This window comes from Streptomyces sp. SID9727 (genome assembly GCF_010550605.1).
Lineage (GTDB): Bacteria > Actinomycetota > Actinomycetes > Streptomycetales > Streptomycetaceae > Streptomyces.
In genome coordinates this window covers 1-13,736 of the sequence record NZ_JAAGNI010000340.1, presented here as the reverse complement: position 1 = coordinate 13,736, position 13,736 = coordinate 1, and the positions used below count along the sequence as shown (strand labels likewise).

Sequence of the window (13,736 nt, the reverse complement as noted above, 5' to 3'; positions counted from 1 at the left end):
TCCTGCTGGCGGTGCTGGACTCGAACATCGTGTCCTCGGCGACCGTCCCGATCGTCCGCGACCTGGATCCGGTCCACGGCGTCGACCGGATCCCATGGCTGATCGCCGCCTACCAGCTCGCCGCGACCGCCGCACTGCCCCTGTACGGCTCCCCGTCCGCACGACGCGCCACCGCATCGACTTCCTCGGAGCCGGTCTCGCCGCCGCCTTCTCCACCGCTCTGCTCCTGGTCACCGAGTGGGGCGGCGAGGACTACGCGTGGGCCTCGCCGGTCGTCGTCGGCCTCGCCGTCGCCGCCGCCGTCACGCTCGGCCTGTTCCTGTGGCGCCAGGCCACGGCCGCCGAACCGATCCTGCCGCTCTCGCTCTTCCGCCTGCGGGCCATGCGGTACGGCTTCGCGTTCCAGGGGCTCGCGGGCGTCGCGATGACGGGGGCGATCGTCTACGTGATGATCTACCTCCAGGTGGTCCGCGGAGTCGCCGCGACCTCGGCCGGTCTCTTCCTCGTCCCGATGGCGATCGGCATGACCGTCGTCGGGCTCGTCTCGGGGCGCCTGGTCGCGGCGGGCTGGTCGCAGAAGACCTTCGTCGTCAGCGGCACGGTCTGCGCTTCGGCCGCCCTCGCCCTGCTGACCACGCTCGACACGGACACCGGCCTGTGGACCGTGCGCGGCGCACTGCTGCTCATGGGCATCGGCTTCGGTCAGCTCGTCGGTCAGCTGATCCAGCTCGTCCAGGACACCGCCCCGCCCGGCCGGCTGGGCGTCGCCACCACCGGTGTCCGCTTCTTCCAGACCCTCGGCACCGCCCTGGGCGCCTCCCTCTTCGGAGCCGTGCTCAGCAGGGTCTACGCCGCCGAGGGCCCCGGCGGAACGACCAGTGACATCGGCCGGCTCACCGGCACCGCACACCACCGGGCCCTGGACGCCTTCGTCTCCTCGACGCACGTGGTCTTCGCCTGCGCCACCGGCGCGATGGTCCTCGCTCTGATCCTGGCGGCCCGACTGCCCGGCACCCGTACGAGCGCCTGACCCTTCCCCGTACGGGCACCGGCCGAACCTCCCACCGAGACCCCGCGCTTCCCCGCCCACACCACGCGAAAACCCCCGGCCGGGCGGAACCGGTCGGGGGTTTCGGCGTGTGCTGTCCGGGAACTACGCGAGCAGCGCCGGGATCGTCTCCTCGTGGGCCGTGCGCAGCTCGCTCAGCGGGATGCTGAACTCGCCCTGGACCGCGATCTCGTCACCGTCCACGACACCGATGCGGGTCACGGGCAGACCGCGCGCCCCGCACATGTCGTTGAACCGCAGCTCCTCGCTGCGCGGCACCGAGACGACCGCGCGGCCCGCGGACTCGGAGAACAGCAGCGTGAACGCGTCGAGGCCGTCCGGCACGACCAGCCGGGCACCCTTACCGCCGCGCAGGCAGGACTCGGTGACCGCCTGGATCAGACCGCCGTCCGACAGGTCGTGCGCCGCGTCGATCATGCCGTCGCGGGAGGCCGAGATCAGGATGTCGGCGAGCAGCTTCTCGCGGCCGAGGTCCACCTTGGGCGGCATGCCGCCGAGGTGGTTGTGGACGACCTCGGACCAGGCCGAGCCGCCGAACTCCTCGCGCGTGTCACCCAGCAGGTAGAGGAGCTGGCCCTCTTCCCCGAAGGCGACCGGCGTACGCCGTGTGACGTCGTCGATCACACCGAGCACGGCCACGACCGGCGTCGGGTGGATCGCCGTCTCACCGGTCTGGTTGTACAGCGAGACGTTGCCGCCGGTGACCGGGGTGCCCAGCTCCAGGCAGCCGTCCGCGAGACCGCGGGTGGCCTCGGCGAACTGCCACATGACGTCCGGGTCCTCGGGCGAGCCGAAGTTCAGGCAGTCCGAGATCGCGAGCGGCTTGGCACCGGTCGCGGCGACGTTCCGGTACGACTCCGCCAGCGCGAGCTGCGCACCGGTGTACGGGTCGAGCTTCGCGTACCGGCCGTTGCCGTCGGTCGCCATGGCCACGCCGAGGTTGGACTCCTCGTCGATGCGGACCATGCCGGCGTCCTCGGGCATCGCGAGCACGGTGTTGCCCTGCACGAACCGGTCGTACTGGTCCGTGATCCAGGACTTCGACGCCTGGTTCGGCGAGGCGACCAGCTTGAGGACCTGCTCGCGCAGCTCCGCGCCGTTCGCCGGACGGGCCAGCTTGCCGGCGTCGTCGGCCTGGAGCGCGTCCTGCCAGGACGGGCGCGCGAACGGGCGGTGGTAGGTCGGGCCCTCGTGGGCGACGGACCGCGGCGGCACGTCCACGATCTGCTCGCCGTGCCAGAAGATCTCCAGCTGCGAGCCCTCGGTCACCTCACCGATGACGGTGGCGATGACGTCCCACTTCTCGCAGATCTCCAGGAAGCGGTCGACGTGCTGCGGCTCGACGATGGCGCACATGCGCTCCTGCGACTCGCTCATGAGGATCTCCTCGGGCGAGAGGGAGGAGTCGCGCAGCGGCACGGTGTCCAGCTCGACGCGCATGCCGCCGGAGCCCGCGGAGGCCAGCTCGGACGTGGCGCAGGAGAGCCCGGCACCGCCGAGGTCCTGGATGCCCGCGACGAGCTTCTCCTTGAAGATCTCCAGGGTGCACTCGATGAGGAGCTTCTCCTGGAACGGGTCGCCGACCTGGACGGCCGGGCGCTTGGCCGGGCCGGTCGACTCGAAGGTCTCCGAGGCGAGCACGGAGACACCGCCGATGCCGTCACCGCCGGTACGCGCGCCGTACAGGATGACCTTGTTGCCCGGGCCGGAAGCCTTCGCGAGGTGGATGTCCTCGTGCTTCATCACACCGATGCAGCCGGCGTTGACGAGCGGGTTTCCCTGATAGCAGGCGTCGAAAACGACCTCGCCGCCGATGTTCGGCAGGCCGAGGCAGTTGCCGTACCCGCCGATCCCCGCGACCACACCCGGCAGGACCCGCTTGGTGTCCGGGTGGTCGGCCGCACCGAAGCGCAGCGGGTCCACGACGGCGACCGGGCGGGCACCCATGGCGAGGATGTCGCGGACGATGCCGCCGACGCCCGTCGCCGCGCCCTGGTAGGGCTCGATGTACGAGGGGTGGTTGTGCGACTCGACCTTGAAGGTGACCGCGTACCCCTGTCCGACGTCGACCACACCGGCGTTCTCACCGATGCCGACGAGCATGGCGTCGTTGGCGGGGACCTTCTCGCCGAACTGCTTGAGGTGGACCTTGCTGCTCTTGTACGAGCAGTGCTCGGACCACATCACGGAGTACATGGCGAGCTCGGCGCCGGTGGGACGGCGGCCCAGGATCTCGCGGATGCGGGCGTACTCGTCCTCCTTGAGGCCGAGTTCCTTCCAGGGCTGCGCGGTGTCCGGGGTTTCGGCCGCGTGCTTGACCGTGTCCAGGCTCATGCGTTGACCAGCTTCTTGATGATCGAGGTGAAGAAACCGAGACCGTCGGTGCGACCGGTGCCGATCAGCGGCTCCACGGCGTGCTCCGGGTGGGGCATCAGACCGACGACGTTGCCCGCGGCGTTGGTGATGCCGGCGATGTCGCGCAGCGACCCGTTCGGGTTGTGGCCCACGTACCGGAAGGCGACGCGGCCCTCGGCCTCCAGCGCGTCGAGCGTGTGCTCGTCGGCGGTGTAGCGGCCGTCCATGTTCTTGAGCGGTACGGAGATCTCCTGGCCCGCGGAGTAGTCCGAGGTCCAGGCGGTCTCCGCGTTCTCGACGCGCAGGGTCTGGTCGCGGCAGATGAAGTGCAGGTGGTTGTTGCGCAGCATCGCGCCGGGCAGCAGGTGTGCCTCGGTCAGGATCTGGAAGCCGTTGCAGATGCCGAGGACCGGCATGCCCGCCTTCGCCTGCTCGATCACCGTCTCCATGACCGGCGAGAACCGGGAGATGGCTCCGGCGCGCAGATAGTCGCCGTACGAGAAACCGCCCGCCAGGATCACCGCGTCGACCTGGTGCAGGTCCTTGTCGCGGTGCCACAGCGATACGGGTTCGGCGCCCGCGACACGAACGGCCCGCAGGGCGTCCTGGTCATCGAGCGTGCCCGGAAAAGTGACGACTCCGATACGAGCGGTCACTTCGACTCCTCGGCGTTCTCCACCTTCACGGTGAAGTCCTCGATCACGGTGTTGGCGAGGAACGTCTCCGCCATCTCGTGAATACGGGCGAGGGCGGCGTCATCGACCGGCCCCTCGACCTGCAGCTCGAAACGCTTTCCCTGACGTACGTCCGCGATTCCCTCGAAGCCGAGACGGGGCAGTGCGCGCTGCACCGCCTGTCCCTGCGGGTCGAGGATCTCGGGCTTGAGCATGACGTCGACTACGACGCGTGCCACTGGCACTCCCGGTGTGGTGGTGTGGTGCGGCTGTTTCTCCGGAGGGGGTACCCCGGACCCCCGCGGGTCCACTCAGCGTACCTGGCCGGAAATTCTACGCGGGTAGATATCAATCGGGATAGATCACGTCCAGATATCGGCCGATCACCGGACGGCGGAAAAGCCGCGAAACAAATGCCCACGAGCGGCACACATAGCGGGCGGACACGCGGAAGTAATTGGACGGGCTTCACAATGCGGCACCACTCGCTGTACAAATGATTACCGAGGAATGCAGCATTGCCCCGGAGCACCGACACCAGTCGGCCCGCATCCGCGCTCACAGCCGGAAGGCCGGCATCGGCGCACGTCAGACGCGCCGATGCCGTAAGAAAGGACCGATATCCGTGGCGCAGCGCGTAGTGGTCACACTCTCCGACGACATCGACGGGGGAACAGCGGCGGAAACGGTCACCTTCGCCCTGGACGGGAAGTCGTACGAGATCGACCTCAATCCGTCCAACGCAAAGAAACTGCGGAACGCCCTGGCCCCGTACATGGCGGCCGGCCGCAAGCAGACAAATGCCGCCAAGCACGGCAAGGCCCCCGTTCCGTACCGGCACACCTCGCTGGCGCCCGACCCCGCGGCGGTGCGCGCCTGGGCGCGCTCGCACCGGATGGACGTGCCCGCCCGGGGCCGCATCCCGAAGAGCGTGTACGAGGCCTTCCAGGAAGCGAGCTGACCCGGCGACAGGTCCGGCGGGACACCGCCGGAGGGCCTGTGGGGGAGCCGACTTGCGCTACACCCCCGCAGGTCGGATAGAGTCTGGAACACGCCGAGGGGCAAGGCCGAAAAGGCCGAACCCCACGCAGCGTGCGGGTGTAGTTCAGTAGTAGAACATCCCCCTTCCAGGGGGAAGGCGCAGTGTGCAATTCCTGTCACCCGCTCTGCACGACTCGCAGGACCACTCCGGTGGATCAGGTAGAGTAGTGCTCGCTCCACCGGTGAAAGCCGAGTGGCTGCAATGCGGACGTAGCTCAGTTGGTAGAGCGCAACCTTGCCAAGGTTGAGGTCGCCAGTTCGAACCTGGTCGTCCGCTCGGAATACGAAGGCCCCGGTCAATTACGACCGGGGCCTTCGTCGTGTTCCGGGTCCTCCGGCGGCTTCCGGTGTCTTCCCGGCCCGTGCACCACCACCCATGACGTTTGTCATGAGTGGTGGTGACAGTCCGCACTGCCCCCGGCCCGCCGCGGACGGAAACCTGAGGACATGACCAGCGAAGACATGTCCCGTGAGTGCGTGATCCAGGCGGAAGACGTCCGGCGCAGCTACGCCGGCGGCTTCGAGGCCGTGTCCGGCGTCTCCTTCTCCGTGGCACGCGGCGAACTGTTCGCCCTCCTCGGTACGAACGGCGCCGGCAAGACCTCCACCGTCGAGCTCCTGGAGGGCCTGGCCCGGCCCGACGGCGGCACGGTCCGCGTGCTGGGCCACGACCCCTACGGCGAGCGCTCGCAGGTCCGCCCACGCATAGGCGTGATGCTCCAGGAGGGCGGCTTCCCGTCCGAGTTGTCCGTCACCGAGACGGTACGGATGTGGGCGGGCTGCACCAGCGGCGCCCGGCCCACCGGCGAGGCCCTGGAGCTGGTCGGGCTCGGCCACCGCGCCCGCGTCCGGGTCAAGCAGCTCTCGGGCGGTGAGCGGCGGCGGCTCGACCTGGCGCTGGCCCTCCTCGGCCGGCCCGAGGTGCTCTTCCTCGACGAGCCGACCACCGGTCTCGACGCGGAGGGCCGCCGCGACACCTGGGCGCTGGTGCGCCGGCTCCAGGAGGACGGCACCACCGTGCTGCTCACCACGCACTACCTGGAGGAGGCCGAAGCCCTCGCGGACCGGCTGGCGATCATGCACCGCGGCCGGATCGTCACCGCCGGCACCACGGCGGAGGTGACGGCCGCCCGGCCCGCCCACATCCGCTTCGAGCTGCCCGAGGGCGTCGTGCCGGCACGGCTGCCCCTAAAGCTCCACGCCGCCGCCGAGGGCCCCCGGGTCGAGATACGGACGCACCACCTCCAGGACGCCCTGACCGAACTTCTCCGCTGGGCCGCCGAGTCGGACGTCCGGCTGCACGGGCTCGACGCCCGTTCCGCCTCGCTCGAAGAGGCGTTCCTCGACATCGCGAAGTCCGCCACCGACACCGAAGAGGTGCCCGTCCCATGACCACCGCGACCACCCCCGCCGCCGGACCCTCGCGCACGACGGCCGCGAGCCGGCTGGCGGCCCTCGGCCGGGCCGAGCTGTCGCTGCTCGCCCGGAACCGGACGGCGATCTTCGTCGCGCTCATCATGCCGGCGGCCATGATCATGGCGATGAGGTCGGCGTTCGAGAAGGTCGACCTCGACGGGACCGGACTCACCGTCGCCGGAGCGGCCCTGATGGGCGGCGTCGGGACGGTGCTCATCCAGGCCGTCTACATGAACCTCGTCGCCGCTTACGTCGCCCGGCGCGAGTACCTGGTCCTGAAGCGGCTGCGCACCGGCGAGGTCACCGACGGGGAGATCCTGGCCGGGACCGCCCTTCCGGCCGGCGCCCTCGCCCTGGCACAGAGCGCGGTGATCGTCGTCGCCGGTACGGCCTTCTTCGGCCTCGACGCACCGGAGCGCCCGGAACTGCTCGTCGCGGGAGTGCTGCTGGGGGTGGTGCTGCTGACCGTCCTGGCCGCGGTCACCTCCGTGATCACCCGCACCGTGCAGACCGCCCAGCTGACGACGCTGCCGCTGTTCCTCGTCTCGATGATGGGCTCGGGGCTCTTCGTCCCGCTGGACGTGTTCCCGGACCGGCTCGCGGTGGTCTGCGAGTACCTGCCGCTGACCGGTGTGATGACCCTGGTCCGGGCCGGCTGGTTCGGCAGCCCCGAGGACACCGACCTGCTCGGCGCCGCGCTGACCGGGCTGGTCTGGACGGCGCTGGCCGTGTTTGCTGTGCACCGGTGGTTCCGCTGGGATCCGCGACGCTGACATGGAGGTTGGGCCGCGATGCGCGTACGGGGATGGCGCCGCAGCTGGCAGGAGCGCAGCAAGATGGAGCGGATCGATCTGTACTCACGGTTCACCATCTCCTGCATCCCCTGGCTCTTCTCCCTGGCCTGGCAGGGGACGCCCTTCCACCAGGACATCCGGCACGAACCGCTGCCGCTGACCCTCGGCCTGGCGCTCCTCCTGGTGAGCCTGGTGCAGTGCCTGCTGAGCAACCGCAACCTCACCGCGTCGTACGAGCACTACTTGGGCGTCTCCGTCTTCCCGGGGCGGCGCCTGCTGGTACCCGTGGCACTTCTGGCCGTGGCCGTCGGGCTCCTGGCGGCCCTGGCCGGGGTGGACGGCGTGCGGGGCTCGGGGCTGCTGCTCATGACCCTGAACGCGCCCATGGCCCTCGTGATCACGCGGGTGCTCCTGGTGCCGGTCCGCCGCTTCCTGGTCGAGTCCCTCTGCCTCACCGCCCTGATCACCGGCGCCCTCGGACTGGCCGGCGTCAAGGGCGGCACCCTGGCGGGCGTGGTGCCCTGCAGCCTCTTCGGCTGCGTCCTGGTCCTGATCTCGGTCCGGCCCAGTGCCTGGAGCATGAGCGTGATGTGGCAGGCCGAGCAGACCCGGGGCATACAGGCCAGGCTCGCCGTGGCGGAGGAACGGCTGCGGTTCGGCCGGGACATGCATGACGTGCTGGGCCGCAACCTCGCGGTGATCGCGCTCAAGAGCGAGCTGGCGGTGGAGCTCGCCCAACGCGGCAGGCCGGAGGCGGTGGACCAGATGGTCGAGGTGCAGCGGATAGCGCGCGCCTCGCAGCAGGAAGTACGCGACGTGGTGCGCGGCTACCGCGAAGCGGACCTGGACACGGAACTGGCGGGGGCGCAGGGTGTCTTGAGCGCGGCCGGTATCGAGTGCACGGTGACCGGCGACAGCGGCGAGCACCTGCCCCCGCCCGTGCAGTCGGCGCTCGGCTGGGTCGTCCGGGAAGCGGCCACCAACGTGCTGCGCCACGGCGACCCGCGCCGCTGCCTGATCCGGGTCGGGGCCACCGCCGACACCGTGGTGCTCCAGGTGGAGAACGACGGCGCGACGCCCGCCGGAACGGCGTCCTCGCCCGTGTCCGCGCACGACGGGCCGGGCTCCGGGCTGGCCGGCCTCCGGGAACGGCTCGCCGCGCTGGACGGCTCGCTGGAGGCCGGACCGGCGAAGGGCGGCCTGTTCCGGCTGACGGCGACGATCCCGCTGGCGGCGCTCCCGCCGGGGAGCGGGGAGGGGGACGGAGGCGACGGGAAGCCCGGTACGGCCGAGGACCTCCGCCGGCGGACGCCCGGCGCCCGCCGTGCGCCCATGAGTTTGTGTGCCGCGGCCATAGTGGCCCCGGGCGTGATGGTGGGGCCGGAAGGACCGGCCTCGTGGAGGAATGAAGATGACCGCGGTACGGGTGCTGCTCGCCGATGACGAGCATCTGATCCGGGGCGCGCTCGCCGCCCTCCTCGCTCTGGAGGAGGACCTGGTGGTGGTCGCGGAGGCGGCGACGGGGCCGGAGGCGCTCGCCATGGCCCGGGCCCACCGCCCGGATGTCGCGGTGCTCGACCTGGAGATGCCCGGGGCGGACGGTGTGAGCGTCGCCACATCACTGCGGGCCGAACTGCCGGAGTGCCGGACCATGATCGTGACCAGTCACGGCCGGCCCGGTCACCTCAAGCGGGCCCTCGCGGCGGGCGTCCGGGGCTTCGTGCCGAAGACCGTGAGCGCCCGCCAGCTGGCCGGCATCATCCGTACCGTGCAGGCCGGGAACCGTTACGTGGATCCGGAGTTGGCGGCCGACGCCATCGCCGCCGGGGACTCGCCGCTGACCGTACGGGAGACCGAGGTGCTGGAGCTCGCGGTCGACGGGGCGCCGGTCTCGGAGATCGCCGAGCGGGCGTCGCTCTCGCAGGGGACCGTACGGAACTACCTGTCGGCGGCGGCATCGAAGCTGGGTGCGGAGAACCGTCATGCGGCAGTGCGTCTCGCACGCGAGCGGGGATGGGTATAGTGGTTCTCGCGCTTCGGCGCTCGCGGACGTAGCTCAGTTGGTAGAGCGCAACCTTGCCAAGGTTGAGGTCGCCAGTTCGAACCTGGTCGTCCGCTCAGATCAGAAGAAGCCCCCGGCCTTTCGGCCGGGGGCTTCTTCGTGCGAGCGTCACCGCCAGGGCGTGCCGGTGAGGAGCTCGTACGCCTCGATGTACTTGGCGCGGGTCGCGTCCACGATCTCCTGGGGCAGCGGCGGCGGGGGCTGCTCGCTCTTGCGGTCCCAGCCGGAGTCCGGGGAGGTCAGCCAGTCGCGGACGAACTGCTTGTCGTACGACGGCTGGGCGTGGCCCGGCTCCCAGGTGGCGGCCGGCCAGAAGCGGGAGGAGTCCGGGGTCAGGACCTCGTCGGCGATGATCAGTTCCTCGCCGCCGTCGGCGGTGGGCGCGTAGCCGAACTCGAACTTCGTGTCCGCGAGGATGATCCCGCGCTCGCGGGCGATGTCGCGGGCCCGGCCGTAGACGTCCAGGGTGGTCCGGCGCAGCGCGACGGCGGTCTCCGTGCCGACCTGGCGGGCCACCTCCTCGTAACTGACGTTCTCGTCGTGGTCACCGACGGCTGCCTTGGTGGCGGGGGTGAAGATCGCGCCCGGGAGTTCGGAGCCGTCGACCAGCCCGTCGGGGAGCCCGATGCCGCAGACCGTGCGCGAGGCGTTGTACTCGAGCAGACCGGAGCCCGCGAGGTAGCCGCGGGCGACGCACTCGACCGGGACCATCCGCAGCGACTTGCAGATCATCGTGCGGCCCTCCCAGTCGGCGGGTGCCCCGGCGGGCACGTCGGTCGACAGGACGTGGTTCGGCACGAGGTCGGCGAGCTGGTCGAACCACCACATCGAGAGGCGGGTGAGAACGCGGCCCTTGTCCGGGATCTCGGTCGGCAGCACCCAGTCGTACGCGGAGATCCGGTCGCTGGCGACCATGACGAGGTCACCGGCCTCGTTCCGGTACAGGTCGCGCACCTTGCCGGTGTGCAGGTGGGTGAGACCCGGCACCTGCACCGGCTCGGGCTTTTCTACGAATCCGGACACGCTGCCTCCGCGTACGTTGTTCCAAGAACCGTTCCGATTGTCCCGTATCCGGGAAGGTCCGGCTGCGGAGGGGTGCCGTCCGGGTGGGCGGGGAAGCGCGGGGTGACGGCCCTCCGGTCAGGCGCGCTTGCAGATCCGGTCGAGGAGGTTGGCGGTGGCCTTCTGGATGCGGGGGTCCACATGGCCGGGGCGGTCCAGGGCCGGGGACCAGGCGAAGGTGCCCGAGGCGAAGACCAGCGCACCGGACGGGGCCCGGTACAGGGAGGTCTCCTGGTGGCGCATCACACCCTCGCCGTCCTGGTACGGGGAATGGGCGAGCAGGATGCGGTTGTCGTGCTCCGGCAGCGTGGTGCGCGGGAAGTAGCGGTCGGCCTCGCCGGCCACCAGGCCCTCGATCTCGTCGCCCTCGCCGGCGCCCGTCGCGTCCCACAGCCAGTGCTCCGCGTTCCGCACGACCAGGGGGTGAGGCTCGGGGACCCGGCCCGCGTACTGGATGCCGAGCAACTGCTGCTCCGGGCGGTCGATCTCGCGCCAGAGCGCGGGCTTGCCGGGCCCTCGGCGCTTGCGGCAGGTGAGCAGCCGGTCCGGCACCCCGGACGCCGAGGGCCCCAGGCTGACCTGCCAGTACATGGTGTTGGCGGAGAGGTAGACCAGGGAGGTGCCGTGCTCGCGGGCACGCTCGGCGGCACGGCGCATCGGCACCGACCAGTACTCGTCGTGGCCCGGGAAGACCAGGCCCCGGTAGCGGGTGGGGTCGACCCGGCCCGCGTGCAGGTCGCGGGTGTCGGCGTAGGCGAGGTCGTAGCCGTAGCGCTCGGCCCAGCGGATGAAGTCGTACGCGTGTCCGACGTGCAGCGGGAGGCCGGCGCCCGCGTAGGGGCGGTCGAAGGAGACGGTGACCGCCGCGTCCTCCTCCCCCAGCAGCCGGCCCTCCTCGTCCCAGGCGTGGTAGAGGCTGGCGCCGGTCCGTCCGTCCTCCGGGTAGAGGTTGTACGCCTGCCAGGTGACGTCCGGGAGGACGAGCAGCAGGTCCGCCGGATGGTTGTCGCGGATCGTGAACGGGATGTGGGAGCGGTAGCCGTCGAGCGTGGTGAGCACGGCGACGTACGCCCCGATCGACCAGTAGCTCGGGATCTGCAGCCGCCAGGAGAGCCACCAGTGGTGGCAGGAGACCGTGCGGTCGGCGGTGAGGGGGGCCGGCTGGACGATGCCCGAGAGGCGGGGGCTCGTGGTGATCTTCGAGGCGCCGTCACCGCCGTAGTGGCCGATCCGGTAGACGTCCACGGAGAACTGCTGCGGTGGGTCCACCGTGATGTGGAAATCGATCGCCTCGCCGGGGGCCGCGGCCCCCGTGGAGGTGAAGCCCTTGATCTGTCGGCGCACGTCGTCGGCGGTGTGGGTGCCGCCGTCGGTGGAGCCGCGGGACAGCGTGGGATCCACGTACCAGGGCACGACCTGGCCGGTGTCGTCGAAGTAGTTCTCGCTGCCGCGCAGCCAGGGCAGCGGGCCCTGGCCGAAAGGGTCGGTCACGGCATGCGCCAGGGCACCCGATTCCCACCGACGGATCTGTTCCGCCCCCATCACGCTCCCCCTCCCTCAGGCCCCCGGATCAACAGTGGTGCGCCGTCAGTCAGCGCCGTTCCCCAGCACATCACATAACGCACGCACTCCGTCACCGTTCGTCGTGAATTGACGTGAACGGAAGCTGTCACTCCGGTTATGCGGTTGTTCTCGGCCATCCCGTCCGTCGCGTCCCGCGTAGGCGGGGGGCCTGTTTCAGACGAGGCGGACGGGCTTGTCGATGCGCACGCCGACCGAGGCGAGCCAGGACCGCAGCGGCCCGGAGTCGCCGTCCTCGATCAGGCTGAGGACGGGGCTGCCGAGGTCCGCGCGGCGCTCGCCGCCGACCAGCAGCGCGGGCCCGTCGAGCCAGTCGAGCCCGGGCGCCGCGCCCGCCGTGTCCACGGCGGCGCAGCACACCATGGCCGCGACGTGGTCGGCGAGCAGTTCGGTGCCTGTACGAGGCGGCTGGAGCGGGAACAGCGGGAGCGGGTCGGGGCCCCAGAGGGCGACGAGGTCGTCGCCGACGGCGGGGCCGGGGGCGGACAGGGCGCCGGAGGCCGTCGCCCGTGCCCGCTCCTGCGCCTCCGCCTCCTCGCGGGCGACGGCGGCGGTGATTCCGGCCGTCAGCTCCTCGCCACCCGCCTCCCCCGCCTCCAGGTGCTCGACCACGCGGGCCAGCGTGGGCACCCCGCCGGCGGCGGCGGGCGGAACGCCCATGGCGTCCAGGACGTGGTTCAGCCGGGCCGCCTCCGAGCGCCACTTCCGGTCGACCACCTCGTCGGGGTACCGCTGCCAGTCCACCGGGGACCAGTCGGGGCCGTTCCCGGCGGGCCCGCCGTGAAAGAGCCGAGCCGCCAGCAGGGACGCGGCCTCGTCAGCTGCTCCAGGCTCCTCCAGGAGGTCGCAGGCCGGCCGCTCGGCGAGCCGGGAGGCGTACCCCTCGGCCAGCCGGTCACGGCGGGAGAGCTCGGTGAGCGCGGCGACGACGCCCGCGTCCAGCTGCGCGGGCCAGCGGCCCATCCGCCAGGCGGGCAGCGCGACCCGGGTCAGCAGCCGGTCCCAGCCGGCGTAGGCGAGGCCCACCTGCTCCTGCGCGACGATCCGCAGCCCGTAGTCCACCGTCCGGGCGCGCGAGGACGCGGCGGCGGCGACCCCCCGTTCCATCTCCGCGGCATGACCGCGACAGCTGCGCAGCAGTATCCGGGCGATCCGCCCGATGAGGACACGCGGCAGTCGCACGGCCCGGCGCACCGGCCCCCGGACGGGAGCGGCGGCGTCGGCGACCGCCCCGTCCAGGCCCCGGACGAAGCGCCGGGCGGCGGCTATGTCCGGCTGGGCGGACGCGCTGGTGCCCGCGACGACCGGGGCGAGAAGCGCGCGCAGCTCGGCGACCCGCATCCACCACAGGAACGGCGAACCGATGACCAGCACGGGGGCCGCCTCCGTCCGCCGGGCGGGGCCGTCGGTCGCCGGGTGGACGCGGTCCTCGAGCCAGCTGTCGCAGTCGGGCGTGAGGGCTATGGCCGAGGGCGCGGGCACGTCGAGCCGGTCCGCCAGCTCGCGGACCAGCCGGTAGAGGCCGGGCGCCGCCGCCTCGCTGAGCGGGACGGTCGGGCTGACGGCGGGCCTCGCCCGTACGACCGTCAGCGCGACGGCTCCGGCGATCAGCAGGACCACGACCGCGCAGGCGGCCGCGGCCCAGCGTGCCGCGTCCCAGCCGCCGCCGTCCGCGAGCCCTC

General features: G+C 71.4%; 12 protein-coding genes and 3 tRNA genes. 9 read left to right on the top strand and 6 right to left on the bottom strand.

The genetic code is table 11. The features are described from left to right. Window positions 1–94 precede the first annotated feature (94 nt). A complete protein-coding gene (locus G3I41_RS23125; protein ID WP_239081789.1) occupies window positions 95–1,030 on the top strand; it encodes an MFS transporter in 936 nt (311 codons plus the stop codon). Window positions 1,031–1,153: 123 nt separating this feature from the next. On the opposite strand, the gene purL is transcribed toward G3I41_RS23125, so the two are convergent. Genes purL through purS form a run of 3 tightly spaced genes read right to left on the bottom strand, consistent with a single transcriptional unit; the run spans window position 1,154 to window position 4,337 of the window. Further along, complete coding sequence (purL, locus tag G3I41_RS23120) at window positions 1,154–3,403, bottom strand: phosphoribosylformylglycinamidine synthase subunit PurL (RefSeq protein ID WP_164402308.1); 2,250 nt, start codon at window positions 3,401–3,403, stop codon at window positions 1,154–1,156. Continuing rightward, window positions 3,400–4,080: a phosphoribosylformylglycinamidine synthase subunit PurQ gene (purQ, locus tag G3I41_RS23115; RefSeq protein ID WP_164402307.1), complete on the bottom strand. Its 681-nt coding sequence runs from the start codon at window positions 4,078–4,080 to the stop codon at window positions 3,400–3,402. Before purQ ends, purL begins: the two co-directional genes overlap by 4 nt. Then, window positions 4,077–4,337 carry a phosphoribosylformylglycinamidine synthase subunit PurS gene (gene purS / locus G3I41_RS23110; RefSeq protein ID WP_018101738.1) on the bottom strand — a complete coding sequence of 87 codons (261 nt, stop codon included), beginning with the start codon at window positions 4,335–4,337 and terminating at the stop codon, window positions 4,077–4,079. The genes purQ and purS overlap by 4 nt, the downstream gene beginning before the upstream one ends. 386 nt (window positions 4,338–4,723) lie before the next feature. On the opposite strand from purS, the gene G3I41_RS23105 reads away from it, so the two are divergent. From G3I41_RS23105 to G3I41_RS23070, 8 genes are all read left to right on the top strand, one after another. After that, complete coding sequence (locus G3I41_RS23105; RefSeq protein ID WP_343242211.1) at window positions 4,724–5,059, top strand: Lsr2 family protein; 336 nt, start codon at window positions 4,724–4,726, stop codon at window positions 5,057–5,059. A 133-nt stretch (window positions 5,060–5,192) separates the two neighbouring features. Further along, a tRNA-Gly gene (locus G3I41_RS23100) sits at window positions 5,193–5,264 on the top strand. A 79-nt stretch (window positions 5,265–5,343) separates the two neighbouring features. Then, window positions 5,344–5,416, top strand: a tRNA-Gly gene (locus G3I41_RS23095). A gap of 170 nt (window positions 5,417–5,586) precedes the next feature. Next, complete coding sequence (locus tag G3I41_RS23090; protein ID WP_164402306.1) at window positions 5,587–6,531, top strand: ABC transporter ATP-binding protein; 945 nt, start codon at window positions 5,587–5,589, stop codon at window positions 6,529–6,531. Next, the gene (locus G3I41_RS23085; RefSeq protein ID WP_164402305.1) at window positions 6,528–7,328 is read left to right on the top strand and encodes an ABC transporter permease; all 801 of its coding nucleotides are present in this window, start codon (window positions 6,528–6,530) and stop codon (window positions 7,326–7,328) included. Before G3I41_RS23090 ends, G3I41_RS23085 begins: the two co-directional genes overlap by 4 nt. A gap of 18 nt (window positions 7,329–7,346) precedes the next feature. After that, window positions 7,347–8,792 (top strand): histidine kinase, encoded by a 1,446-nt coding sequence (locus G3I41_RS23080; protein ID WP_239081788.1) that lies wholly within the window; start codon window positions 7,347–7,349, stop codon window positions 8,790–8,792. Beyond that, window positions 8,761–9,372, top strand: a complete 612-nt coding sequence (locus G3I41_RS23075; RefSeq protein ID WP_164402304.1) for a response regulator transcription factor — start codon at window positions 8,761–8,763, stop codon at window positions 9,370–9,372. Before G3I41_RS23080 ends, G3I41_RS23075 begins: the two co-directional genes overlap by 32 nt. 22 nt (window positions 9,373–9,394) lie before the next feature. Next, a tRNA-Gly gene (locus tag G3I41_RS23070) sits at window positions 9,395–9,467 on the top strand. A 52-nt stretch (window positions 9,468–9,519) separates the two neighbouring features. Here G3I41_RS23070 and G3I41_RS23065 read toward each other — a convergent pair. From G3I41_RS23065 to G3I41_RS23055, 3 genes are all read right to left on the bottom strand, one after another. Further along, on the bottom strand, window positions 9,520–10,434 hold the full coding sequence (locus G3I41_RS23065; protein WP_164402303.1) for a phosphoribosylaminoimidazolesuccinocarboxamide synthase: 915 nt from the start codon (window positions 10,432–10,434) through the stop codon (window positions 9,520–9,522). Between the two features lie 117 nt (window positions 10,435–10,551). Continuing rightward, a complete protein-coding gene (locus G3I41_RS23060; protein ID WP_164402302.1) occupies window positions 10,552–12,015 on the bottom strand; it encodes a N,N-dimethylformamidase beta subunit family domain-containing protein in 1,464 nt (487 codons plus the stop codon). 195 nt (window positions 12,016–12,210) lie between these two features. Continuing rightward, the coding region (locus G3I41_RS23055; RefSeq protein WP_164402301.1) for a hypothetical protein at window positions 12,211–13,736 on the bottom strand (1,526 nt) is incomplete at its 5' end.